We start from the raw sequence: 22,819 nt of genomic DNA, 5'->3' as shown, positions 1-22,819 counted from the left end.
GTCGTCTACCTGGTCTCCCAGCTCCTGATCCTCGCGCTGGGCCGGTACCGCGAGCTCGCCGCCGACCGGGGAGGAGCACAGCTGACCGGACAGCCTGCCCACCTGGCGTCCGCCCTCGTGAAGATCTCGGGAGCGGTGAAGAAGATCCCGAACCGAGACCTGCGCACGGTCGAGCAGATGAACGCGTTCTTCATCATCCCGGCGAAGGCCGAGCTGCTCTCGACCCACCCGTCGCTCGAGCGCCGGCTCCGCCAGCTCGACGAGATCCAGCGCCAGCTCGAAGGCCGCTAGCCGCGGACGCGGCGTAGGCTGGGCCGGTGGGCATCCTCAGCGTCCTGTTCGGCCGCAAGCGGCTCCCTCGGTCGAAGACCGAAGGACTCGGGGCGGTGGCCGCCGCCGAGCTCTCCATGCGCACGTCGCTGGGGATGGACCCCGGCCGCCGGGGAGGGCTGGCGATGCGGGTCCTGTCGGGGTCGCGGTTCGAGCAGCTGCGGTCCGACGTGGACCGGGTCCTGCAGATCGCTGCGCGCGACCTCGGCTCCCAGGTCGCCCTCCGAGGCGACGACCTCGGGTACCTCTGGGCGGTCATAACCGACGAGGACTTCCCCGACCTGGTGGCCGCCGTGCAGGTGGGCGCCCAGATGGTCGTCGAGGAGGGGTTCCGGGACCAGCTGCTCTGCGCCGTCTTCCCGTTCAAGGCGCGCGACGGCGGGGAGCCACTCCACCTCGTCTACTCGTTCCGACGGGGTCGGTTCTACGCGTTCGCCCCGCGTCGGGGACGGACACGCGACACCGCCATGGAGCTGAGGGTTCACGCGCTGCTCGAGGGCGAGCTCCCGCTGGAGGACGACCTGGAGTTCCGCTACCCGCTCTGGGGCATGCCGCTGGACGAGGACCCGTGACCGGAGGAGAGGTCCATCCGGACCGTCTGAACCCCTCCCCCGCACCCGGCGTTGGGGAGGGTGGACACCCCCTCACGGCAGAGGAGGCGTTCGACGCGTTCGTAGAGGAGAGGTACGCGCGGCTCGTGAGCACGGTCCGCGTCGTCACCCGAGACCAAGGGGTTGCCGAGGACGTGGTGCAGGAAGCCTTCGCGCGGGCCTACGTGTCCTGGTCGAAGCTGTGGCCGGACGGCAACCCCGCCGGATGGGTGCACCGGGTCGCCACCAACCTCGCGATCAGCTGGCGGCGACGGGCGACGCGGGAGGCGCGGGCGGTCGCCCGGCTCGGACGCAGGACCGCGGTCTTCGAGCCGGCGCCCGAGGCCTACCCAGAGCTGCACCGCGCGGTCGCCGAGCTACCGATCCGGCAACGGACGGCGGTCGCGCTGCACTACGTGCTCGGCCTGCCCGTGGACGACACGGCCGAAGCGATGGGATGCCGGCCGGGGACGGTCAAGTCGCTCCTCTTCCAGGCCCGAGAGCGCCTGCGCAGGACGTTGGGAGAGCCATGAACGATCCCCTGGACAGGCTCCGCGAGACGCCCGGGGGGCCAGCCGCGGACGTCACCGCGATCCGCGCCCGGGCCCGGCGCATCGTGCGGCGCAGGACGGCGACCCTGGGAGGGGCGGCCGCGCTCGTGCTCGTGGCCGCTATCGGCGGGTCGATGCTCCGCCTCCCGTCCGACGTGGGGGACCGGACGAGACTGGCGGACGAGCGCAGCCTGGACGTGGGGTCCCCCATGCCGGAGTCAACCAAGGAGCTCGGGCCGGACCCCGGGGTCGGGGCGAGCGCCCCGAGCGGGACCGCCGCTCCGATCGCGGCGGACGGCTCCGCCCAGGGGGCGACATCGGGCGCGGCCGCGCAGGGGACCGGCTCGCCCCCCGGTCCGCCGCTCGAGCTGGACCTCTCCCTCTCGCGCAAGACGCTCCCGGCTGGAGAGCAGGTGCGCATCACGCTGAGCGTCTGCAACCCCTCGGACCGCCCCGTGGAGGCGGCTTTCGCTCACGGACAGCGGCACGATTTCGAGGCGCGCAGGCAGGGGGACGACCGTCCGGTCTGGCGGTGGGGCGCTCAGCGCAGCTTCGCTCAGGCGGTCGGGCGGGAGCGGTGGGGGCCCGGGGAGTGCCGGGACTTCACCGGTGAGTGGTCGGGTGACGGGGACGACGGGCGCCCACGGTCCGGCCGCTACCTGATCGTCGGTGTCCTGACGACGGACCCGCCGCTGCGCTCGGGAGCCGAGGAGGTATGCCTCGGCGAGTGTCCCTAGCCGTCGCCCTCGGACCCCTCCGCGGATCCCAGCTCGCGGCGCATCTCGGCCAGCTCGAGCTCGATCTCGCTCTCGTGGGTGACCTTCTGCAGCTCTGCCTCGATCTGGTCGCGGGGAGCGGACAGGTCCGGGATCGCTCCCGATGAGAGCAGCTCGTCCATCGCTACCGCCCTGGCCTGCAGCTCCTCCGTCTTCTGCTCGGCGCGGCCCAGGGCGCGGCCGACGTCCCCGAACTCCTCCGACAGTCCGCTCAGGGCCTCGCCGACCTTCACCTGCGCTTCGGCCGCCGTGTACTGGGCCTTCGTCGTCTCCTTGCGGGTCCGGAAGGCCTCGATCCGGGCTTGGAGCTTCTGCTCCGTCGCCTTCAGGCGCTCCTCCTCGGCCTCGATGTTCGCGATCTGCTCGTCCATCCCCTGGAGCTGCGCCTGGATCTCCTTCTTCCGCTGCAGGGCGAGCTTGGCCAGGTCCTCCCGTCCGGCGCCGACCGCGCGTCGGGCCTGGTTGTCCAGCTTCGCGACCTGCTCCTCCAGCCTTCCCGCCTGCAGTCGGAGACGGGCCCTGGAGGTGGCGACGTCGGCGATCCCCTTGCGCACCTTCTGCAGGAGGTCCAGCTGCCGCTCGTAGGAATAGTCGAGCAGCTCGCGCGGGTCCTCCGCGCGCCCGACGGCCCGGCTGAACTTCATCTTGATGATCGTCATGAGTCTGGAGAACGCGCCCACTCGCTCCTCCTTTTCGGCTGCCCGTCCGAGGCTCGGACATTCTAGTCGTGGGATAGCCTGAGCATCGATGGGCCGCCCTCTGGTAGCTGCGCTGTGCGCGATCGCCCTCGCCGCCTGCTCGGCCTCCTCTCCACCTCCGCCGAGCGAGGAGCCGCCGAGGCTCGTGGACGGAGCGGTGGTCGAGACGACGCCCGACGGGTTCAAGGCGACCATGCGGGCCCTCGAGGGGGAGCCGCTCGTCGTGAACTGGTGGGCGTCCTGGTGCATCCCGTGCGCCACCGAGATGCCGATCCTCGCCCGGGCGGCCCGCGACTACGACGGACGCGTCGCGTTCCTCGGCGTGAACCCCAAGGACGACGCGAAGGCGGCAACGGCGTTCCTGGCCCGCTACGAGGTCCCCTTCCCGAGCGTGGGCGACCCGGGAGGGGAGATCATGCGAGACCAGGGGATCGTGGGGATCCCCGTGACGAGGTTCTACCGGGCCGACGGGGTGCTCGCCTTCGTGCGGAACGGGGACATCGACGACGAGACGCTTAGACGTCGGATCGAGCAGCTGCTCAGGATCGGCTGAGTCAGCCCCGCTCGGACCCGATGTGGTCGAGCAGCGCCATCTCCCGGCGCAGGATCGAGACCTCCCGGGCCAACCGCACGTCGGCGGTCTCCGTCTCGAGCAGGGTCTGCTTCTCCGGCGGGTCGATGGCGAGCATCGTCGCGATCGTGTACGACCGCGCGACGGGGTCGACCGGGAGCTTCAACGGAACGTCCCCGTCGCCGTTGCGCAGACGGTAGGAAGCCAGGAGCTTCTCGGCCTCCTCGCTGTGCTCCCGCGCGACCCCGAAGTCGCCGATCGCCTCGGGCAGGTGCTCCACCCAGGCCGCCGGGTACTCGTTGGAGCAGTCGATATCGACGATCCTGAAGCGTCGGTACCCCTCCACCTCGAGGAGGTACCGACCGTCCGGGAGCCGGGCGTAGCCGGCGATCCTCGCCATCGTCCCGACCGAGTGCGGCTCGGCGGGTCCCCCCACCTCCCGTCCACGCCGGATGAGCACGACGCCGAACCCCTCGCCGGAGTCGAGGCAGTGGCCCACGAGCGACCGGTAGCGCTCCTCGAAGACGTGGAGGCCGAGATCGGTGTGCGGCAGGAGGATCGAGTGGAGAGGAAAGATGGGAACCCGTTCTGCCACGCCGCTTCCCCCTGGACGGATAGGTCAGTCTATCCCCCGGCGGCTCGGGTGTTCGGAGGTCGGTAGGCTCTCTTCACACCCCCACCCGTGAGGCTCGACATGGTTGCCAGCTCCGCGAGTCATGCCCTGACCGACCGCCACGCCGTGGTCGTGCACTACAACGAGATCGGCCTGAAGGGACGCAACCGAGGCCAGTTCGAGGGCGCCCTGGTACGCAACCTCGAACGAGCCCTGGCCGGCAGGGGGCAGGTGGAGGTGATGAGCGGGCGGATGCTCGTTCATCTCCCCGGACCCCCGGACCCCGCCGTGACCGACGCCCTCCGCCGCACCTTCGGCGTGGCCGTCTTCGCGCCCGCCGTCGAGGTCGAGGCCGATCTCGAGACGCTCTGCGGGACCGCCCTGCGCCTGCTGGTGGGCCGGCCGGCGGAGACGTTCGCGGTGGCCGCTCGACGCTCGACGAAGGAGCTCCCGTTCACCTCGACCGATATCAACGTGGCGGTCGGGGACGCCGTCCGGACCTCCCTCGGCATGAAGGTGGACCTCGGCGACCCGGAGGTCACGGTCCACATCGAGATCGTCGGAAAGCGGGCCTGGGTCTACGTCGACCGCGTCCCGGGACCGGGCGGGCTCCCGGTCGGGGTGTCCGGACGGGTGATGAGCCTGCTGTCCGGCGGGATCGACTCCCCGGTCGCCACCTGGAAGGTCCTGAAGCGCGGGACGAAGGCATCGCTCGTCCACTTCCACTCGGCTCCCTTCACCGACCGGGCGAGCACCCGCAAGGCGATCGAGCTGGCCGAGGCGATCTCTTCGTGGCAGGGGACGACCCGGCTGTACATGGTCGCCTTCGGCGAGGCCCAGCAGAGGATCGTCGTCGGCGCCCCTCCCCCCTTGCGCGTCGTCCTGTACCGCCGGTTCATGGTGCGCGTCGCGGCTGCGCTCGCCCGGCGGGAGCGGGCCAGGTTCCTGGTGACCGGCGACAGCCTGGGCCAGGTGGCCTCCCAGACGCTGGACAACCTGCTCTGCGTGGAGGACGCCGCGCCGATGCCGATCCTGCGCCCGCTCGTCGGCGACGACAAGCAGGACATCATCGATCTCGCCAAGACGATCGGCACGTACGAGACCTCGATCCTGCCGTACCAGGACTGCTGCTCCCTGTTCGTGCCGAGGTCCCCCGCCACGCACGCATCGGTCGAGGAGTGCCGTCAGGCCGAGCGCGACCTCCCGGTGGACGAGATCGTGGCCGCGTGCGTGGCCGGGGCGGAGCTGCACGTCGCGGGCCGGGAGCCGGCGACGTGAGACGCCTGGCCGTCCTAGGCGCCGGGATGATGGGGGAGGCCCTCGTGCGGGGACTCCTGACCGCCGGCTGGGAGCCGGACCGGATCGTGATGGCGGATGTGAGGCAGGGCCGCCTCGACGAGCTCCGGGAGGTGCTCGGCGTCCACGTGGAGCAGGACAACGCCACGGCTGCGGCGGGGGCGGAGGCGGTCCTGCTCGCGGTGAAGCCGCAGGACGCCACGGAGGTCCTGTCGGGCCTCGGTCCGGACCGCGCGGTCCTGTCGATCGTGGCCGGGCTGAGGACATCGGCCATCGCCGACGCGGTGGGAGCCCGGACGCCCGTCGTCCGGGCGATGCCGAACACCCCGGCCCGGGTGGGCAGGGGGGTCACGGCGCTCGCCGCGGGTGCGGCCTGCGACGACGCGACCCGGACGCTCGCGGCCGACGTGTTCTCCGCCGTCGGACCCGTCGTCTGGCTCGAGGAGGACCTCCTGGACGCGGTGACCGCGGTCTCTGGGTCGGGGCCAGCCTACGTGTTCTACCTGGCCGAAGCGATGCTGACCGGGGCCGAACAGGTGGGGCTCGACCCGACCACGGCCCGGACCCTCGTCGTTCAGACCCTGCGGGGGGCGGCCGAGATGCTGGCTCAGGACGACGCTGACCCCCGGGAGCTCCGCGCCCAGGTCACGTCGCCAGGGGGGACGACCGAGGCGGCCGTCGCCGCGCTCGACGCCCATGACGTGAAGGCGGCGCTGGCCGAGGCGATCGCCCGGGCCGCCCGCCGCAGCGCCGAGCTCGGTCGGTGAGCGTTCGGGCGGTCGCATGGCGTCCGTCGGAGCTCCGCCGTTAGGATGCGAGCCGACAAGGAGCACGATGGCGCGTTCGGGTCCCGAGATCTCAAAGCTGCTGACGGTCGCCGAGGTGGCGGCCGTGATGCGCGTATCCAGGATGACCGTGTACAGGCTGATCAGGCGAGGACAGCTCCGGGCTATCAAGGTCGGACGCAACTACCGCGTCCGTGAGGAGGATCTGACGTCGTACCTGGACAGGTCCTCGGTCGCCGGCGAGTAGGACCACCACGACCCCCGTGACGCGCCGTCGCACCGAGGTGCGATGAGCGACATCGAGCAGGCACACGCGGACGCCGTTGCGGAGCTGGTCGCGTCCCCGGGACGGGTCTTCGTCACGGGCGGGATCGACTCGGGCAAGACCACGTTCGTGCTCCGCCTGGCCCGGGCAGCCGTAGAGGCCGGGATCCCCACCGCGGTCATCGACGCCGACCTGGCGCAGTCGACCATCGGCCCGCCCGCCACGGTCGGACTGAAGCTCTTCCGTTCCGTCGAGGATCTCGATCCTGCCAGCCTCGGCTCACCCGATGCGATGGCGTTCGTCGGGACCGTCTCCCCGCGCGGGAAGCTGCTGCCGCTCGTCACCGGCACCGCGAAGCTCGTCCTGCGGGCGATCGAGATGGGAGCCCGCATGACCGTGGTGGACACGTCCGGCCTGATCGGCGGCGTGGCCGGGCAGCTCCTGAAGCTCCACAAGGCCGAGCTCTGCCGTCCGCACCACGTGGTCGCTCTCGCCCGGGGAGGCGAGATGGAGCCCGTCACCGGGGTCCTGCGCAAGTTCCTGTCCCTGCATGTCATGGAGCTCGAGGTCCACCCGGAGATACGGATCAGGCCGGTGGACGAGCGACTCGCCTACCAGGAGCGGCGGCTCGGCGAGTTCCTCGGCCCCCAGGTGCACCGATGGAGGGTGAAGCCGACCGTGTTCATGCCCTCGCTCCCGCCCGACTTCGACCTGGCGACCTTGGAGGGCCTGCTCGTCGGGGTCGATAACGGACACGGGGACTGCCTGGGTCTCGGCGTCCTCGAGCACCGTGACCAGACGCTCCGGCTCCTCACCCCGGTGGCCGAGGGCGTGAAGGCTCTCAGGCTGGGCTCCGTCCGGGCCACGGCGCGCGGTACCATCACGGGGAGGGTCGACATCCCGGCCATGTTCGGGACCGACTGACCCCTCGGCAGGATCCGCGTCAGGTAGACGACGAGGCGCGGCCCGCCTTCGTTGTCGTCGCGCAGGAGGTTCCGACGTGGGTTCCGTCTTGAAGAAGCGCCGCAAGAAGATGCGGAAGAAGAAGCACAAGAAGCTCCTGAAGAAGACGCGCTGGGAGCGCCTCAACAAGAAGTAGCTCGGTCCTGCCCCGCGGCGTCCTCTCGTCGACGGCGGCAACCCGGCACCGAAGAGGATCACCCCCACCCCCCTCTGATCGCGCACGCGTTCGATCGGTAGGTTTCGGGGGTACGGGCTCTCCTGGGACGATCGCGGAAGGACTCGGGATTGGGCAGGCGCATCCTCATCACGCGCATCGGGTGGTTCCTCAGCCACAGGCTCGCGCGGCGCCTCGAGGAGGACCCGGATGTCGAGTACATCCTGGGGGTCGACCTCGCTCCGCCCGCGGGGGACCTCCAGCGCACGGAGTACCTGCAGGTGGACCTCCGCAAGCCGGTGCTGCTGAAGATCATCGAGTCCACCGGGATCGACACGGTCGTCCACCTCAACCTGTACTCCACGCCCGGGGAGGCAGGCGGCCGCGGCGCGATGCACGACCTGAACGTGATAGGCGCGATGCAGCTGTTCGCGGCGATCCAGCGCTCGGAGACCGTGAAGCAGTTGATCGTGCGGTCGTCGACCGCCGTGTACGGGGCGGACCCCAACGACCCGGCCGTCTTCACGGAGGACATGATGCGGTCCTCGCGCACGGACCCGTTCGGCCGCGACTCCCAGGAGATCGAGACCTACGCGCGCGAACTGGCTCGACGCCGCCGCGACATCGAGATGACCACGTTCCGCTTCGCCAACATCCTCGGTCCGGGCGCGGACACCCCCCTGGCCAACTACCTGATGATGCCGGTGGTCCCGACGATCCTGGGGTTCGACCCTCGGTTGCAGTTCCTCCACGAGGACGACGCGACGGACCTGCTCGTCCAGGCTCTCGAACGGCCGGTGGGCGGAGTGTTCAACGCGTCGGGAGACGGCGTGATGTACCTGTCGCAGGTGATCCGTCAGGGTGGACGGCTCGAGCTGCCGATGCCGCTGCCCGTCCTGAGCGCGGCCGCCCCGTTCCTGCGACTGGCGGGACGCGGCCTGAGCATCCCGCCCCACGTCGTGCGTCTGATCCACTGGGGGAGGGTCGCCGACACGCGACGCCTCCGCGAGACGTTCGGGTTCGAGCCGCGCTACACCACCCGGGACGCGGTGCGAGAGTTCTACGCCGAGCGGCGCCTGCGCCGGGTCACTCGGACCCAGCAGGCGGCCGCCTGGGAGCGGGAGCTGCACGACTTCCTCACCCGGAAGGGTCAGGAGCGGTTCCTGGCCTCCACCCGGGGACGCGGACCCAGGGACCTCTGATGCCCGAGGCGCAGGTCGTTCCGATCAACCGAGACGAGCCGGACCGGTGCCGGGCCGTGACCGTCCGCGGCCAGCCGTGCCGCAACCGCGCCGTCGAGGGCTCCATGTTCTGCCGGATACACCAGCCGTCGAGCGGGTCGCGGGCTCCCACCGGCGGGCTCCCCCCGTCCCTCGGCTCCCTCGCCGAGGGCGACGTGACGGACATCTTCGAGTTCCTGCGGCGCAGGATGCGTGGGGAGTACGAGATCGACGTCTTCGGGTTCGACCGCGAACTCACCGAGCTCCTGCTCCCCCTTATCCGGCCCCTGGTCCGGTCCTACTTCCGCGTCGACGTCATAGGCAACGAGAGGATCCCGTCGACCGGTCCCGCCCTCCTGGCGGCCAACCACGCCGGGACGATCCCGCTCGACGGCGTGGTGTTGCGCGGGGTCGTGTGGGAGCACGAGCCGCACCGCCATGTGAGGGAGCTCGTCGCCGATCTCGGGTTCACGATCCCGTTCTTCTCCCAGGTCGTCCGGAAGACGGGGGCCACGGTCGCCTGCGTCGAGGACACGATGCGCCTCCTGAAAGCGGGAGAGCTCGTCGCGGTCTTCCCCGAGGGGTTCAAGGGGGTAGGCAAACGGTTCAAGGAGAGGTACCGCCTTCAGCGGTTCGGGCGCGGCGGGTTCGTCGAGGTCGCGATGCAGGCGAGGGCCCCGATCGTGCCCGTGGCCATCGTCGGGAGCGAGGAGACCTACCCGATGGTCGCCAACCTCCGACCCCTGGCCCGGCTCCTCGGACTGCCGTACTTCCCGATCACCGCGCAGTTCCCACTGCTCGGCCCCCTCGGTCTGCTCCCGATCCCCTCCAAGTGGGTGATCGAGTTCTGCGAGCCCGTCGAGACGGCCCACCTTCCCGAGGACGCCGCGTCCGACCCGATGGCCGTCTTCGAGGTCACCGATCAGGTCCGACAGTCGATCCAGCGCACGCTGCTCAAGAACCTGCGCCTGCGGCGGTCCATCCTTGGGTGAGGGCCCGGGTCAGCGCGTCCTGAACGGGAACGCGTACCTGACGTAGGCACCGTCGGGGAAGCGGGCCTCCGCCTCGAGCACCCACGTCCCGGCCTCCAGCTCGTACGGCACCCTCTCCTGCCACGACCGGGTGGCGGCGACCGTCCGCCTCGTCCGGGCTTCGACGATCCTCGTCGTGCCGCGCTCGGGCTGGACCGGGAGGAGCGCCACGACGCGGATATCCCCCGACCGGGCGATCACGGGCGCTCCGGCCGGCGACGGCGCCTCCCGCGACTCACACCGGAGCTCTCCTCCGCGCTGCGGCCAGCACGAGCGGACGAGGGAGCCCTCCAGCCTCGCCTCCGGAACGGAGGCCGAGAGCGCAGGCGGTTCGGCCGGACGGAGGAACCAGAAGAGCGACGACCCCGCGAGCGCGACGAGCAGGACGGCCGAGATCGTGAACCAGGCGCGGACGGTCACGTTGTGGTTCTAGCACGCGACGGAGCATCATCGAGCCCCATGCTCAGATCGGCGAAGCTGGCCCCAACGGTCGAGTACGGCGTCCTGGACCGGTTCTGGCGCGAAGCCGACGACCTCGGCTACCACGCGATCTGGACCTACGACCACTTCTACGGCCTCGACGACCTCGACCGTCCGACCCTGGAGGGCTGGACGACGCTGGCTGCGATGGCCGCGGTGACGCGACGGGCCAGGGTGGGGTGCATGGTCACCGGGGTCACCTACCGCCATCCCGCCCTGCTCGCGAACATGGCCGTCACCGTCGACCACATAAGCGGGGGGCGGCTGGAGATGGGGATGGGCGCCGCCTGGCACGTGCCCGAGCACCACGACTACGGGTTCCCGTTCCCGAGCGCGGGACGCCGGATCGCGATGCTGGACGAGGCCTGCGAGATCATGCGCGGCCTTTGGACGGAGGAGCGCGTGGACCATGAGGGTCCCAACTGGACCCTCCAGGGAGCCAGATGCATCCCGAAGCCGGTCCAGGCCCGGCTCCCGATCGTGATCGGCGGGATCGGAGAGAGGAAGACCTTGAGGGTGGTGGCGCGCCACGCGGACGAGTGGAACGCCCCTGGGCTCGGGATGGAGCCGTCGGAGTTCGCCCGGCTGTCCGGGGTGCTGGACGAGCACTGTGGGGCGGTTGGGCGGGAGCCGTCGGAGATCCGCAGGTCCGTCCAGCTGTTCATCTTCCCCTCGGACCCGGAGCAGACGGACCGGCTCCCGGACACCCTCGCCGCCTTCGAGGAGGCGGGAGCCGAGCACGCCGTGCTCTCCTTCTACGGACCCCCGACCGCCGACCTGCTGAGGAGGCTGGCTCCCGGCGAGCAGGGTTAGCCGGCGGCGCGGAGAAACCCCCCCGGGATGAAGCTCCGCATCCGCCCCGCGGTCGCCGCCCTCGTCGTCGTCGCGGCGGCCCTGACCGGGTCCGACGCCGCGGCCCAGCCCGCCGACCACGTGGCCATGCGGGGACAGCTCTCGACCCCGGACCACCCGCACGTCGTCCGGGGGACGCAGCACGTCGAGATGTCGGACGGGACCCGTCTGTACGTCGAGGTCGTCAGACCCGATCCCGGCATCCATGGGGACGGACCCTGGCCGGTGATCCTGGAGGCGAGCCCTTACCACGGGACGCTGGCGGGAAGGATCGGGGACCGCATCTTCCCCGACCCGAGGTCGCCGAACGGCCAGCCCCTCGGGCTCACGGGCTACTTCGCCCCCCGCGGCTACGCGGTCGTCATGGTGGACCTCCGCGGCACGGGCCGGTCCACCGGCTGCCTCGACCACCTCGGCCCCCGCGACGCGCGCGACCTCTACGAGATCGTGGAGTGGGCAGCTCTGCAGCCGTGGTCGAGCGGGCGGGTCGGGATGACCGGACACAGCTACGTGGGGTCGACGCCGACGGTCGCAGCCGCCCAGCGTCCCCGCGGGCTGGTCACGATCGTCCCGAGCGCGGGCCTGGCGTCGATGTACGACCACCAGTTCCAGAGAGGGGTCCCGTACAACCTGCAGTACGTGGGCCCGATGGCGGCCTACCCGTCCCTCGCCCTTCAACGCGACCTCCCTCCCGGGTCACCGCCGGTGCCGGTGACCGGCGGAGGGGGGACGGGCGACAACTGGGGAGCCGCCCCGAACCCGCAGACGGGGTGCGGCTGGACGAGCACCGCGCTGCTGGCGGGGTCCGGACAGGTCACCGGACAGTACGAGCTGTGGCACGCGCAGCGGGACTGGACCGCGCAGGCGTCGGACGTCGATATCCCGGTGTTCATGATCCACGGCGTGAACGACAACGCGGCCCGGATACCCGCCGCTGAATGGTTCTTCGCCCGTCGCCACGTGCGGCCGGGAGACAAGGTCTGGATCGGACAGTGGGACCACGGCGGGAGCGTCACGGCCTGCGTGGACACCCTGGGCCGGCGACGGACGCACCCGACGTGCCGGTTCGCCCAGTTCCAGTACGCCCTGCACGCCTGGTTCGACCGTCATCTGAAGCAGCGGGACGTGGACACGGGTCCCGCCGTTGAGGCGTTCCTCAACGGTCGTGCCGCGGGCCCGCCCGGACGCCCCCCCCATGGGGAGGCCAAGGTCGTCACCCCCGGGTCATGGGGCCCCCCTTCCCGGCGGCTCGAGCTGGGCCTGTCCGCGGACCGGACGCTCGGCCCCGGCCCTCAGGCGGGCCAGGTGGTGTTCGCGACGACGGCCGAGGCCGTGGCCACGAACCTCGGCCGCGGGTTCGCCCGGTTCACGTCGGACCCCGTGCCCCGCGACACCGTCCTGCTCGGTCTCCCTTCCCTAACCCTCAACGCGTCGGTCGTGAGCAGCCAGGTCACCCACCTCGTCGCCACCCTGTACCGCATCGACGCCGAGGGGGCGCGCGACCACATGAGCACGTGCGCCATCCAACCCCAGCTCCGGCACGGCGTGACCACCGTCGCGCCTGTGATCCCGGGGCAGGAGATGAGCCTCCCCATGTCCTGCTTCACGATGGCGCACTGGGTGCCGGCCGGGGACAGGCTCTCGCTCGAGGTGTCCACCGCCGGGCCCCACCACGTGAGCTTCGGCACCTCTGTCGTCACCGTCCACACGGGGCCGGGACGGTCGCGGATGCTGCTCCCCGTCGTCGACGCCCCGCTTCACGACGACGTGCCGCTGGGCTGATCAGCGGGCCCGCGAGCGCAGCGCCTGGGTGTCCGGGACGACGTAGCTTCGTCCGCGGCGAGAGACGAGTCCACGGCGCCCGAGGTTGGCGAGCGCCTTGTTCACGCTCTCGCGCGTCGCGCCGACCATGCTGGCCAGGCTCTCCTGCGAGATCGGCACGGTGATCGCCGTCCCCTCCGGGCCCGGTGCCCCGTGCTCGTCGGCGAGGTCGGCCAGCCGGCGCGCCACGCGCCCGGCGACGTCGAAGAACGCTGCGTCCTGGAGGGCCTCGTTGGCCCGGCGCAGCCGCCGGCTGAGTATGCGCAACAGGGCGAGGGAGACCTGGGGGTACTGCTCGATGGCCGCCGTCACGTCGTCGCGGTCCAGGGAGAGCAGCTCGGCCGTCTCGATCACGAGCGCGTCGGCCGAACGGGGTGCTTCGTCGAAGAGGGCGAGCTCCCCGAACACGTCGCCCGGTCCCAGGACGGCGAGGACCGCCTCCTTCCCATCCGGGTTGAACGCACTGACCTTGACCGCACCGGACATGATCGCGTAGCACCTCGTGCCCGGCTCCCCCTGGCAGAAGACCACGCTCCCGGCCCGGTACCGGCGCCGGACGGCCCGCGACTCGAGGGCGGCGAGGGCGTCGGCCCCCAGCCCCGCGAACAGCGGCGTACCCCCCAGCGAGGACATCGGCGCCCAGTGTCGCGCGGACCCGGACCGCGCGGCAACGTAAGGTGAGCCGTGGCCGGACGGACGGTGATCCGCGACTCGATCTGGGGCGATATCGAGCTGGGGGAGCGCGAGCTCGCCCTCATCGACACGGACGCGCTCCAGCGTCTCAGGCGCGTGCGTCAGCTCGGGTTCACCCATCTGGTCTTCCCGGGTGCCCACCACACCCGCTTCGAGCACTCGATCGGCGTGTTCCACACCGCGGGCCTCGCCCTCGACCGCCTGGCCGGGATAGCCGCGGCGCCGCCGATCGGAGACGGGGACCGCGCCGCCTTCCTCGCCGCCGCGCTCCTCCACGACATCGGTCACTACCCCTTCTCCCACGCCGTCGAGGAGCTCGAGATAGACCAGGTGAGGCGGCACACCGAGATCGCGCGCGACCTGATCGTCGAAGGCGAGCTGGCCGAGGTGGTGGAGCGCTCCTGGGGTGCCGATCCCCGGCGCGTCGCGATGCTGGTGGCGGGTCCGGGGCCGGGGGACGAGGTGCCTTCGGAGACCGACCGGCTCCTGCGCGCCGTGCTCGACTCCGGGCTCGACGTCGACAAGCTCGACTACCTGGTGCGCGACGCGCACGGCGCGAACGTTCCCTACGGCACGGTCGATGTGCAGCGGCTCATAGGCGCACTCACCGTATGGCGCGACCCGGAGGGCCAGCCCGCGCTGGCCGTCGACCGCAAGGGTGTGGCGGCGCTGCAATCCCTCGTGTTCGCGAAGCACCTGATGTTCTCGACCGTGTACTGGCACCACGCGGCCAGGTCGGCCGTCGCGATGCTGCTGCGTGCGCTGCAGACGGCGCTCGGGGCGGGCGCCCTGGCCCCCGGTGACCTCGAGCGCGCCGACGACGAGTCGCTCGTCTCGGCCCTGGGGACGGCGAACATGCCCGACCTCACTCGCGCGCTGGCCGGGAGGCTGCGCTCGCGGAGGCTCTACAAGCGCGCCATCGAGCTCACCATCGACCACGACCGATTCGAAGAGATCGAGCTCCTGTGGTTCAGGCCGGCCGACCGCGCCCGGCTGGAGGACTCCTGGGCCGCCGAGGTGGACGGGGCGCCGGGCGACGTGCTCATCGACGTCCCTGAGCCCCGCCGGATCGCGGTGGACCTCCCGGTGATAGTCGGGGAAGACATGGTCACGGACTGGGACCACGCCTCGGGCCTCGCATCCGACGACCTGGACCGCTTCCAGCGCTGGGTGCGGCGGATCCGCGTCTTCGCCTCGGACCGGGAGACAGCGGATCGGGTCCGGACCCGGGAGCGCGCCCTGCTGGGCTAGGTCGCGGCTGGACCCGGGGGCTCGGTGGACGGCGCGGGCAGGTTGGACCGGACCGTCTCGAGCGACGCCCCGAGCACCTGCTCCAGGCGGCCGCGGTCCGTCGCCGCGGGCCCCGCGTTGATCTCGAGGCAGATGGACCGGAGGGCCGGTCCGTCGAGGGAGCGGCAGAAGTCCGCGATGGGCAGGATGCCCTCGCCGAGGGGCGCGTGGCTGTCCCGGCCCTTGCCGCGGTTGTCCGAGAGGTGGATGTGCGCGACCTTGTCCGCCAGCCTGCGGTAGGCGTCGACGATGTCCTCTCCGGCGACGGCGAGGTGCGACGTGTCCAGCGTCAGGTGGTCGAAGCGACGTAGGGAGTCGAGGCTCAGGAAGCGGTGGAACGCGAGCGTCCGTCCGCCCACATGCGTCGGGTACATGTTCTCCATCGTCACGAGCGTGTGGTCGCCGGCCGCCTCCTCGAGCTCGTGCAGGAGCCAGAGCGAGTACTTCACCTGCCACAGGTAGGGCGGGTGCAGGACGATCACTCCCACGTCCAGCGCGCGGCTGAGCTCGATCGTCCTCCGGATCTTCTCGAGCGGGTCGCTGGTGTAGACGCGGCGGGTCAGAAGCAGCAGGGGGGCGTGGATCGCCACGATCGGCAGGTCGTGGCGGTTGGCCAGCTTCTCGAGGGGCTCCGGCGACTGTGTCTCCCTGTCCTGGGAGACGAGGATCTCTACGCCGTCCGCGCCCACCGCCTTGGCCGCCGCGAACACCTCGTCGACCGACAGGCGCCAGAGGGGGCCGGTCGAGACCGCCAACCTCGGGTGCTCCGGCATCTGATCCTCTCCGCTATCGGGACGGGCGTATCGTACCGGCGGCCGCCGCGCATCGGGCCCGGTCATACTGTTGGACGCTTGGTTCCCACCCGATGCGGGCATACGTACGGTGGGCCGACGGGGCATCACAGATGCGATTCAGAGCTCGCCGCGTTCGCAGGTACCTCCTGGTCACGCTCGTGGTCGTGGCCGGCCTCCTCGTGGCCGCCGACATAGTCGCGCTCCAGGTGTACGAGGCCCGCTCGGCCACGGGCCTGGCTCGGTCCACCGCTGCCCAGAAGGCCTCCGTCGACCTGGGCGGGTCGCCCTTCCTGCCTTCGTACGTGCGAGAGCGGCTCGACGAGGTGCAGGTGGAGGCCCTCGGGATGACCCGCGGAGGGCTGCGCGTGGACCGCCTCACGCTCCGCATGAGAGACGTGACCTTCGAGCGCGGGCCGGCCTGGGCGCTCGTCCGCTCGCTGTACTCGACCCGGATGCTCGTCACCGGCCGGGAGGTCGTCGGTCGGTTCGACGTCGTGGAGCGGGACCTCTCGGATTACCTCCGCTCTCGGGTGCCTGCGGTGCGCGAGGTGCGGATCACCCAGTCGGGGGTCGAGGTGAGCTTCGAGGGCGCCGAGGGACAGGGACAGCCTCCCGTCCGCTACCTGCCGCGGGTGGTCACGGACGACGAGGAGGGCAGGCCGCGGCTCACGCTCCAGCTGCTGGGAGCGACCGAGGTCCCCCGGGAGCGGACGGCGGATGCCCGCGCCATCGAGGGCGTCATCCAGCTCCCCCGGTTCCCGGCCGGGTTGCAGGGAACGGCCGAGCTGGGCAACGGTGTCTTCATCGTCGAGTTCGCGGGAGCCGAGGCCTCCTTGTGGGTCGGGGCCGGCCGCGGGGACGATGAGGAGGGCTGAGCGTGGTGGGCACCTCGACCGGGTCCCCGGGAGATCCCCCACCCGTCTCCCGCTAGCCGGCTGACAGGGAGAGAGATGGATCTGGTCGAGACCGCGCGGCTGTACCCCGACCGGCCCGCCGTGATCTTCGAGGGGCACCGGACGAGCTACCGGGAGCTGGACGAGCTGGCGACGGCCGCGGCCGCGCGCCTCGCCGCGCTCGGCGTGGCCCCGGGGGACCGGGTCGCGCTGTGGCTCCCGAACCGACCCTCCTTCGTCGCGTGGATGTACGGGATATGGCGCGCGGGGGCGGCGGTGGTGCCGGTCCACGAGATGCTGACCGTCCCGGAGACGCGTCACATCCTGTCCAACTCGGGAGCCCGGGTCCTGGTCTGCTCCCAGAGGCACGCCGACGCATCCGTGCCCGAGCTGATCTCGTCCGTCGAAGCGCTCGAGCACGTGATCGTGCCGGAGCGCGAGGAGGATGCGGCGCAGGACGGGTTCGAGCCCGTCGTCCGGGAGCCTGGTTCGCTGGCGCTCGTGGCGTACACGTCGGGGACGTCCGGGCTCCCGAAGGGCGCGATGCTCACCGATGCGAACCTGCGGGCCAACATCGAGCAGATGAAGCGGATACCCGTCGCCACCAGGCCCGGCGACGTGGTCCTCAGCATCCTCCCGCTCTTCCACATCTACGGCCTGAACGTGGTGGTGAACCTGTCCGTGGACGTGGGCGCCACGATCGTGCTGCAGGAGCGGTTCGACCCGGCCGCCACGGCCGAGCTGATCCGCGAACACGAGGTCACCGTCGTCGCCGGAGCCCCGCCCGCCTATGTGGCTTGGCTCGGGCTCCCGCCCGAGTTCGGACGCGCGCACTGGGAGTCGGTGCGCGTCGCCGCCTCGGGCGCGGCGCCGCTGCCGCGCGAGGTGCTGGAGGGGTTCCAGCAGCGCTTCGGGGTCACGATCTGGGAGGGGTACGGGCTGACCGAGACGTCCCCCACGTTGACCTCGACCTCGGTGGGCGGACAGCCCAAACCCGGCTCGGTCGGGCGCCCCGTCCCCGACGTCGAGCTGCGGCTCATGGCCCCCGACGGCATGGAGGCTGAGGAGGGCGACCCGGGGGAGATCGTGGTTCGGGGGCCCAACGTCTTCGGCGGGTACTGGGAGGACCCGGAGGCGACCGAGGCGGCCTTCGTCGACGGGTGGTTCCGGACCGGCGACGTGGCGATCCTCGACGACGACGGCGACCTGTACCTCGTGGACCGCAAGCGCGACCTGATCCTGGTCTCGGGTTTCAACGTCTACCCGAAGGAGGTCGAGGACGCGATCGTCGCCCATCCGGACGTGGTGGACTGCGCGGTCGTGGGGATCTCCGACCCGTACCACGGTGAGGCCGTGAAGGCGATCGTGGCGCTGCGGCCGGGAGCCGAGCTGGACCAGCAGCAGCTCGTCGCGCACGCGGCGGCGCACCTGGCACCGTACAAGGTCCCCCGGACCGTCGAGTTCGTCTCCGACATCCCGCGCAACGCGGCCGGCAAGGTCCTCCGGCGCGCGCTGCGCTGACGTGTTCCTGTTCCCGCTGGTGGCCGCGGTCGTCTCCGGGCTCGTCGCGCTGCGTGCGGCTCGAGGGGCGTGGCGGTCCGGACGGGTCTCGCTCGCCCTGTGGGCGTTCGCGTTCGTGCAGTTCTCGGCCGCCTCCGCGCTGCTGGCTCATGGGGTCGGGTTCGGATGGACCGGGGCGTCCTTCCGTGCCTACTACCTGCTCGGAGCCATCCTGAACGTGGTGTGGCTCGGCCTCGGGACGGTATGGCTGCTCGCCCCCAGGGCGCTCGCTCTCGCCGCGACCGTCGTCGTCGTCGCCGCTTCCCTGTACGCGACGATGGCGACCACCACCGTGCCCCTGCTCCCGGGGGCGGCGGAGGCGCTCGAGGGGGTCGTCCCGGCCGGGCGGGACGTGATGCCGGCCGGGGTCCGGACGCTGTCCAGGGTCTTCTCCATCGGCGGGACCCTCGTCGTCCTGGCTGGACTCGCCTGGTCGATAGCCGTCCGTCGCCGGCGCGCGGTCGGGTTGGCGCTGATCGCGGGCGGCGTGGTGGTGGTGGCCGTGGCCAGCGAGCTCGTGCGCGCCGGGATGGTCGCGGCGTTCTCCGTCGGCCTGGCGGTCGGCGTGGGGCTCATGTACCTCGGCTTCGTCCGGTCCGGACCCTCCCGTCCCGACTGACAGGCCCGCCTCCGGCGGTACCGTGGGGTCGATGATCGTCCGGATGCTCGTGACGTTCGGGGCCGGCCTCGTAGGGTTCCTCTCGCCGTGCGTCCTGCCCCTGCTCCCCGGCTACGTCGGCTACATGACGGGAGCCGGGGCGGGCGAGCGCGTGCCGGTCCGCCAGGCGCTGCCGGGGACGCTGGCGTTCGTCGGGGGACTCAGCCTGGTCTTCGTCTCCCTGGGCGCGGGCGCCTCGGTGATCTCCGTGTTCCTGATCGGCCACAAGCGCGAGCTCGAGATCGTGTCGGGGATCTTCGTCCTCCTGCTCGGCTCGCTGCTGGTCTTCGGCCGCATGCCCGCATGGCTGAGGGAGCGGCGGTTCCACGTGCGGCCGGGAGGCGGGGCCGGCAGGACCTTCCTGCTCGGCATGGCGTTCGCCTTCGGGTGGACGCCGTGCATCGGTCCTACGCTCGGGGCCGCGCTCACCCTCGCCTCCACCTCCGGCGGGCTCACCGAGGGGATCGTCCTGCTCGGGGCCTACTCCCTCGGGCTCGGGCTCCCTTTCGTCGCGGCGGGGCTCGGCCTCGTGCGGTTCGGCGGGAGGATGAAGCGCCACGCGGCGACCATCCAGATGGTGGGGGGCCTCGTCCTCGTGGGCGTCGGGGTGCTCATGCTCACCGGCCGGCTGACGCTCATAACGATCTGGATGCAGCGGGTGCTCGGTGGGGCAGGGCTCGACTTCTGGAACGTGTGACGGGGTGTGCTCGTGAATTTGTGTACTAAGTCGGGCCGTCGCTAGGATTCGCCGTCATGCGTCGTCCGTCGGACAGAACCCGCAGCGGTGCGCGGGTACGGGTGAAGCCGATCCCCGAGGCCACCGTCGCCCGGCTCCCGGTGTACCTCCGGGTGCTCCAACACCTCGCCGACCAGCAGATCACCACCGTCTCCTCCGAGCGGCTGGCCGAGGCGGCCGGGGTGAACCCCCCTAAGGTCCGCAAGGACCTCTCCTACCTCGGCAGCTACGGGACGCGCGGCGTCGGCTACGACGTCGAGTACCTCGTCTACCAGATCTCCCGAGAGCTCGGTCTCACCCAGGACTGGCCGGTCGCGCTGGTCGGCGTGGGGAACCTCGGACAGGCGCTCGCCGGCTACAAGGGCTTCACGCAGCGCGGGTTCCGGATCGGCGCCCTCTTCGACGCCGACCGGGAGCGCGCGGGCGAGCAGGTCGGGAACCTGCGGATCGAGCACATCGACGACATGGAGTCGTCGCTGAAGGAGAAGGGCATCGCCATCGCGTTGATCGCCACGCCCGCCGCGGCCGCCCAGGAGACGGCGGAGAGGCTGGTGGCGGCCGGGGTCCGTTCGATCCTGAACTTCGCCCCCACCGTCCTCACCGTCCCGAGCTCGATCCACGTCCGTCAGGTCGACCTGTCCGTCGAGCTCCAGATCCTCGCCTTCTACGAGCAGCGGACGGCTGGGCGTCCGGGCAGGCGCAGAGGCACGTGACGGCGCGCGTGCGCGTCGGGACGCGACCCAGCCCCCTCGCGATCACGCAGGCTCAGCTCGCGGTATCGGCGCTGCGCGACGCCGGACGGGCGGTCGGGCTGGAGGTCGAGACGGAGCTCGTGGAGATCTCGACGACCGGCGACGTCGTGGTGGACCGTCCGTTCACCGAGATCGGGACGAAGGGGATCTTCACCTCCGAGCTCCAGGAGGCGCTGGCCGACGGGCGCGTCGATGTGGCCGTGCACAGCGCGAAGGACCTGACCGGCTCCCACCCGTCCGGGCTCGAGATCTGCGTGGTCCTGCCGCGGGCCGACGTCCGGGACGTGGTCGTCTCGCGGACGGGGGGCGGGCTCGGCGAGCTGCCCGCGTCCGCCCGGGTCGGGACGTCGTCCGTGCGTCGCCGGGCGTTGCTCGGCGAGTCGTGGCCCGGGCTGCGTCCGGTGGACCTGCGAGGCAACGTGGGGACGCGGGTCCGCAAGGTGATGGACGGCGAGGTCGACGCCGCGGTCCTGGCCGCGGCTGGGCTCATGCGGCTCAGACTCGCCGACGTCATCGTCCAGTGGCTGGACCCCCGCACCTTCTGTCCGTCCCCCGGACAGGGGATCATCGCGATCGAGGCCGCCTCCGACCGGGTCCGTTCCGACCTCGCTTGGGTGAGGGGAGCCGACGACGACGCGACCCGGGCGGCCTTCGAGGCCGAGCGGGCCCTCGTCGCCGCGGTGGAGGGCGGCTGCACCGTCCCGTTGGGCGCGTGGGCCCGCCTGGAGGACGGCGGCCTGGCCTGCGACGCCTTCGTCGGATCGGTGGACGGGGCGCGGGTCGTGCGCGCCTCTCGGACCGGACCGTCCACCGACCCCGGGTCGGTCGGACGCGCGGCCGCCGAGGCGCTCCTCGAGGCGGGAGCCGGACCCCTGCTCACGGACCTGGGACGCCCCGGGGGGTCTTCCGGCCCGCGGTAGGATCGGGCATGCCCTGGTGCCCGGCCTGTGACGAGATATTCCCCTCCGGACCATCCTGTCCACGGTGCCGCACCCAGCTGGTGGAGATGGCCGACCTCACCGATACGCCGGAGACCGGTTCGGGCGGGGCCCTGCCTCAGCTGAAGGTGCCGCGACGGCTCCGACGGGCCTTCGACCGCATGAACAGGCCGGCGGTCCCGCCCCGGCAGCTGCTGTCGCTGGTGCTCGGGCTCCTGGTGTTCCTGGCCGGGATGGCGGTCGGACAGATGGGGACGCGCACCCGCGCGCTCCCCCTCAACCCGCCGGCGGAGCCGATGTCCGTGCCGCCACAGACGGCTCTCGAGTACGTGGTGGAGGACAGGGCGCGCGGGTACCCCGACCTCATGATCGTCCGCCGCGCGCTGGACACCGGGGCGGTCGACCCGGCGCGCCGGCTCGAGCTTCATTCGGTCAGCGTCAGCGCGGCCGGGCGCTCGGCGACCCGCCTCCGCGCGCTGGGGGGCAGCATCGCCGCGCTCGTCGACTCGTCGGACCGGTGGCTGGCCACCGCCCTGCCCGACGACGGGGTCCCCCTCGGGTGGCTCCCCGCCCTCGACGTGGCATGGGAGACGCCTTCCTCGCTCCTCGTCCTCGACGAGGTCGGCCGGTTGAACCGGTGGGCGTTCGCCGGTCCGTCGCGCGACGTCCTGGAGGGCGAGTGGGTGGCCGTCTACCAGACCCCGACCGGCGCCGCCGCCGAATCGTGGGGCGCCCAGGGGAGACACCTCGCCTCCGTCGGCCCGGGCGGGGAGGCGCCCTCGCTCGTCCTGCCCCTGGAGACCCAGGTACTGGCGGTCGGTCCGGGCGCCCGCTCGGCCCTCGTCACATCGGGCGGCGCTCCCACGGTCTGGGACGGCGCCCGGATGGCGGTCGCCGAGATCGGCGGCTACGAGGCTGTGTCCGCGGCCTTCTCGCCCGACGGGCGGCGGATCGCCGTCACCCTGCGGCAGAGACGGGAGGCCGAGGCCCTCTCGATCGCGCTCGTCGTCCTGGACGAGGAGGGACGCCAGGTCTCGTTCGACCGTCTGACCTCTGGACGGACCGCCCGCGACTGCAGCCCCACCCCCGTCTGGGACCCGTCGGGCACCTGGATCTACCTGGCTCCGGGGGACCGGATGCTCTACGGCCTGCAGGTGGGCGGCGGCGGACGTCCCCGGACCCGGCTCGGCAACACCGGCTGCGGGCTGGCCTGGTCCGCCTGATCGTCGATGGACGGCGGCCCGCCCGGGATCGTCCACCTGGTCGGCGCCGGACCCGGTGACCCTGGACTGCTGACGCGCCGGGGAGCCGAGGTCCTCTCCGAGGCGGAGGTGGTCGTCCACGACCGGCTGGTCCACCCCTCGCTGCTCGACCTCGCGCCCGCCGATGCCGTGCGGATAGACGTCGGGAAGAGCCCGGGCGGCGGCATCGAGCAGGCGGCGATCGACGAGATCCTGGTCTCCCATGGGCTGGCCGGCCGCCGGGTCGTACGCCTGAAGGGGGGAGACC

General features: G+C 71.8%; 28 protein-coding genes. 23 read left to right on the top strand and 5 right to left on the bottom strand.

The window, feature by feature from the left end:
- The 4 genes from VM840_08935 to VM840_08920 all read left to right on the top strand — a co-directional run.
- Positions 1–291, top strand: a 291-nt coding sequence (locus tag VM840_08935) for a M48 family metalloprotease (protein ID HVL81703.1), incomplete at its 5' end; no start/stop codon positions are given.
- A 26-nt stretch (positions 292–317) separates the two neighbouring features.
- Positions 318–902 carry a hypothetical protein gene (locus tag VM840_08930; protein HVL81702.1) on the top strand — a complete coding sequence of 195 codons (585 nt, stop codon included), beginning with the start codon at positions 318–320 and terminating at the stop codon, positions 900–902.
- The gene (locus VM840_08925; protein HVL81701.1) at positions 899–1,453 is read left to right on the top strand and encodes a SigE family RNA polymerase sigma factor; all 555 of its coding nucleotides are present in this window, start codon (positions 899–901) and stop codon (positions 1,451–1,453) included. Before VM840_08930 ends, VM840_08925 begins: the two co-directional genes overlap by 4 nt.
- Positions 1,450–2,208: a BsuPI-related putative proteinase inhibitor gene (locus tag VM840_08920; GenBank protein ID HVL81700.1), complete on the top strand. Its 759-nt coding sequence runs from the start codon at positions 1,450–1,452 to the stop codon at positions 2,206–2,208. Before VM840_08925 ends, VM840_08920 begins: the two co-directional genes overlap by 4 nt.
- Here VM840_08920 and VM840_08915 read toward each other — a convergent pair.
- On the bottom strand, positions 2,205–2,927 hold the full coding sequence (locus tag VM840_08915; GenBank protein HVL81699.1) for a PspA/IM30 family protein: 723 nt from the start codon (positions 2,925–2,927) through the stop codon (positions 2,205–2,207). The genes VM840_08920 and VM840_08915 overlap by 4 nt on opposite strands.
- A 67-nt stretch (positions 2,928–2,994) precedes the next feature.
- Here VM840_08915 and VM840_08910 point away from each other — a divergent pair, with 67 nt between their 5' ends.
- Positions 2,995–3,498, top strand: a complete 504-nt coding sequence (locus VM840_08910) for a TlpA disulfide reductase family protein (GenBank protein HVL81698.1) — start codon at positions 2,995–2,997, stop codon at positions 3,496–3,498.
- A 1-nt stretch (position 3,499) separates the two neighbouring features.
- Here the strand turns inward: VM840_08910 and VM840_08905 are convergent, their stop codons facing one another.
- Positions 3,500–4,111 carry an LON peptidase substrate-binding domain-containing protein gene (locus VM840_08905; GenBank protein ID HVL81697.1) on the bottom strand — a complete coding sequence of 204 codons (612 nt, stop codon included), beginning with the start codon at positions 4,109–4,111 and terminating at the stop codon, positions 3,500–3,502.
- A 99-nt stretch (positions 4,112–4,210) separates the two neighbouring features.
- Here VM840_08905 and thiI point away from each other — a divergent pair, with 99 nt between their 5' ends.
- From thiI to VM840_08870, 7 genes are all read left to right on the top strand, one after another.
- A complete protein-coding gene (thiI, locus tag VM840_08900; protein ID HVL81696.1) occupies positions 4,211–5,407 on the top strand; it encodes a tRNA uracil 4-sulfurtransferase ThiI in 1,197 nt (398 codons plus the stop codon).
- On the top strand, positions 5,404–6,192 hold the full coding sequence (gene proC, locus VM840_08895; protein ID HVL81695.1) for a pyrroline-5-carboxylate reductase: 789 nt from the start codon (positions 5,404–5,406) through the stop codon (positions 6,190–6,192). Before thiI ends, proC begins: the two co-directional genes overlap by 4 nt.
- A gap of 67 nt (positions 6,193–6,259) precedes the next feature.
- Positions 6,260–6,457 (top strand): helix-turn-helix domain-containing protein, encoded by a 198-nt coding sequence (locus VM840_08890; protein HVL81694.1) that lies wholly within the window; start codon positions 6,260–6,262, stop codon positions 6,455–6,457.
- A gap of 42 nt (positions 6,458–6,499) precedes the next feature.
- Positions 6,500–7,399, top strand: coding sequence for a Clp1/GlmU family protein (locus VM840_08885; GenBank protein ID HVL81693.1), 900 nt, complete (start codon positions 6,500–6,502; stop codon positions 7,397–7,399).
- Positions 7,400–7,475: 76 nt separating this feature from the next.
- Positions 7,476–7,574, top strand: coding sequence for an AURKAIP1/COX24 domain-containing protein (locus tag VM840_08880; GenBank protein ID HVL81692.1), 99 nt, complete (start codon positions 7,476–7,478; stop codon positions 7,572–7,574).
- Between the two features lie 149 nt (positions 7,575–7,723).
- Positions 7,724–8,794 (top strand): NAD-dependent epimerase/dehydratase family protein, encoded by a 1,071-nt coding sequence (locus VM840_08875; GenBank protein ID HVL81691.1) that lies wholly within the window; start codon positions 7,724–7,726, stop codon positions 8,792–8,794.
- Positions 8,794–9,804, top strand: coding sequence for a lysophospholipid acyltransferase family protein (locus VM840_08870; GenBank protein HVL81690.1), 1,011 nt, complete (start codon positions 8,794–8,796; stop codon positions 9,802–9,804). Before VM840_08875 ends, VM840_08870 begins: the two co-directional genes overlap by 1 nt.
- A 9-nt stretch (positions 9,805–9,813) precedes the next feature.
- Here the strand turns inward: VM840_08870 and VM840_08865 are convergent, their stop codons facing one another.
- On the bottom strand, positions 9,814–10,263 hold the full coding sequence (locus VM840_08865) for a hypothetical protein (GenBank protein HVL81689.1): 450 nt from the start codon (positions 10,261–10,263) through the stop codon (positions 9,814–9,816).
- 39 nt (positions 10,264–10,302) lie between these two features.
- Between VM840_08865 and VM840_08860 the strand changes: the two genes are divergently transcribed.
- On the top strand, positions 10,303–11,136 hold the full coding sequence (locus tag VM840_08860; protein HVL81688.1) for a TIGR03560 family F420-dependent LLM class oxidoreductase: 834 nt from the start codon (positions 10,303–10,305) through the stop codon (positions 11,134–11,136).
- A 27-nt stretch (positions 11,137–11,163) separates the two neighbouring features.
- Positions 11,164–12,957 (top strand): CocE/NonD family hydrolase, encoded by a 1,794-nt coding sequence (locus VM840_08855; GenBank protein ID HVL81687.1) that lies wholly within the window; start codon positions 11,164–11,166, stop codon positions 12,955–12,957.
- On the opposite strand, the gene VM840_08850 is transcribed toward VM840_08855, so the two are convergent.
- Positions 12,958–13,629, bottom strand: coding sequence for a Crp/Fnr family transcriptional regulator (locus VM840_08850; protein HVL81686.1), 672 nt, complete (start codon positions 13,627–13,629; stop codon positions 12,958–12,960).
- A 51-nt stretch (positions 13,630–13,680) separates the two neighbouring features.
- On the opposite strand from VM840_08850, the gene VM840_08845 reads away from it, so the two are divergent.
- Positions 13,681–14,940: an HD domain-containing protein gene (locus VM840_08845; GenBank protein ID HVL81685.1), complete on the top strand. Its 1,260-nt coding sequence runs from the start codon at positions 13,681–13,683 to the stop codon at positions 14,938–14,940.
- Here VM840_08845 and VM840_08840 read toward each other — a convergent pair.
- Positions 14,937–15,752, bottom strand: coding sequence for a sugar phosphate isomerase/epimerase (locus VM840_08840; GenBank protein ID HVL81684.1), 816 nt, complete (start codon positions 15,750–15,752; stop codon positions 14,937–14,939). The two genes, VM840_08845 and VM840_08840, sit on opposite strands and share 4 nt — an antisense overlap.
- Positions 15,753–15,883: 131 nt before the next feature.
- Between VM840_08840 and VM840_08835 the strand changes: the two genes are divergently transcribed.
- The 8 genes from VM840_08835 to VM840_08800 all read left to right on the top strand — a co-directional run.
- Positions 15,884–16,648 (top strand): LmeA family phospholipid-binding protein, encoded by a 765-nt coding sequence (locus tag VM840_08835; GenBank protein ID HVL81683.1) that lies wholly within the window; start codon positions 15,884–15,886, stop codon positions 16,646–16,648.
- Between the two features lie 75 nt (positions 16,649–16,723).
- A complete protein-coding gene (locus VM840_08830; GenBank protein HVL81682.1) occupies positions 16,724–18,187 on the top strand; it encodes a long-chain fatty acid--CoA ligase in 1,464 nt (487 codons plus the stop codon).
- Between the two features lies 1 nt (position 18,188).
- The gene (locus VM840_08825) at positions 18,189–18,845 is read left to right on the top strand and encodes a hypothetical protein (protein ID HVL81681.1); all 657 of its coding nucleotides are present in this window, start codon (positions 18,189–18,191) and stop codon (positions 18,843–18,845) included.
- Between the two features lie 31 nt (positions 18,846–18,876).
- Positions 18,877–19,581 (top strand): cytochrome c biogenesis CcdA family protein, encoded by a 705-nt coding sequence (locus VM840_08820; protein HVL81680.1) that lies wholly within the window; start codon positions 18,877–18,879, stop codon positions 19,579–19,581.
- Between the two features lie 56 nt (positions 19,582–19,637).
- Complete coding sequence (locus VM840_08815; protein HVL81679.1) at positions 19,638–20,333, top strand: redox-sensing transcriptional repressor Rex; 696 nt, start codon at positions 19,638–19,640, stop codon at positions 20,331–20,333.
- Entirely contained in the window at positions 20,330–21,292 is a 963-nt protein-coding gene (gene hemC / locus VM840_08810) for a hydroxymethylbilane synthase (protein ID HVL81678.1), read from the top strand. The genes VM840_08815 and hemC overlap by 4 nt, the downstream gene beginning before the upstream one ends.
- Positions 21,293–21,300: 8 nt before the next feature.
- Positions 21,301–22,533, top strand: a complete 1,233-nt coding sequence (locus VM840_08805) for a hypothetical protein (protein ID HVL81677.1) — start codon at positions 21,301–21,303, stop codon at positions 22,531–22,533.
- A 6-nt stretch (positions 22,534–22,539) separates the two neighbouring features.
- Positions 22,540–22,819, top strand: a 280-nt coding sequence (locus VM840_08800; protein HVL81676.1) for an SAM-dependent methyltransferase, incomplete at its 3' end; no start/stop codon positions are given.

Source organism: Actinomycetota bacterium, from assembly GCA_035540895.1.
Classification (GTDB): Bacteria; Actinomycetota; JAICYB01; order JAICYB01; family JAICYB01; genus DATLFR01.
The sequence above is the reverse complement of the archived record's forward strand: the minus strand, read 5'-3'. Positions and strand labels throughout refer to the sequence as shown.

Excerpts from the sequence above, each read along its gene's own strand:
- VM840_08920 (HVL81700.1), top strand. The coding sequence starts at position 1,450 with ATGAACGATCCCCTGGACAGGCTCCGCGAGACGCCCGGGGGGCCAGCC.
- VM840_08910 (HVL81698.1), top strand. The coding sequence starts at position 2,995 with ATGGGCCGCCCTCTGGTAGCTGCGCTGTGCGCGATCGCCCTCGCCGCC.
- thiI (HVL81696.1), top strand. The coding sequence starts at position 4,211 with ATGGTTGCCAGCTCCGCGAGTCATGCCCTGACCGACCGCCACGCCGTG.
- VM840_08890 (HVL81694.1), top strand. The coding sequence starts at position 6,260 with ATGGCGCGTTCGGGTCCCGAGATCTCAAAGCTGCTGACGGTCGCCGAG.
- VM840_08885 (HVL81693.1), top strand. The coding sequence starts at position 6,500 with ATGAGCGACATCGAGCAGGCACACGCGGACGCCGTTGCGGAGCTGGTC.
- VM840_08870 (HVL81690.1), top strand. The coding sequence starts at position 8,794 with ATGCCCGAGGCGCAGGTCGTTCCGATCAACCGAGACGAGCCGGACCGG.
- VM840_08860 (HVL81688.1), top strand. The coding sequence starts at position 10,303 with ATGCTCAGATCGGCGAAGCTGGCCCCAACGGTCGAGTACGGCGTCCTG.
- VM840_08855 (HVL81687.1), top strand. The coding sequence starts at position 11,164 with ATGAAGCTCCGCATCCGCCCCGCGGTCGCCGCCCTCGTCGTCGTCGCG.
- VM840_08850 (HVL81686.1), bottom strand. The coding sequence starts at position 13,629 with ATGTCCTCGCTGGGGGGTACGCCGCTGTTCGCGGGGCTGGGGGCCGAC.
- VM840_08840 (HVL81684.1), bottom strand. The coding sequence starts at position 15,752 with ATGCCGGAGCACCCGAGGTTGGCGGTCTCGACCGGCCCCCTCTGGCGC.
- VM840_08835 (HVL81683.1), top strand. The coding sequence starts at position 15,884 with ATGCGATTCAGAGCTCGCCGCGTTCGCAGGTACCTCCTGGTCACGCTC.
- VM840_08830 (HVL81682.1), top strand. The coding sequence starts at position 16,724 with ATGGATCTGGTCGAGACCGCGCGGCTGTACCCCGACCGGCCCGCCGTG.
- VM840_08820 (HVL81680.1), top strand. The coding sequence starts at position 18,877 with ATGATCGTCCGGATGCTCGTGACGTTCGGGGCCGGCCTCGTAGGGTTC.
- VM840_08815 (HVL81679.1), top strand. The coding sequence starts at position 19,638 with ATGCGTCGTCCGTCGGACAGAACCCGCAGCGGTGCGCGGGTACGGGTG.
- VM840_08805 (HVL81677.1), top strand. The coding sequence starts at position 21,301 with ATGCCCTGGTGCCCGGCCTGTGACGAGATATTCCCCTCCGGACCATCC.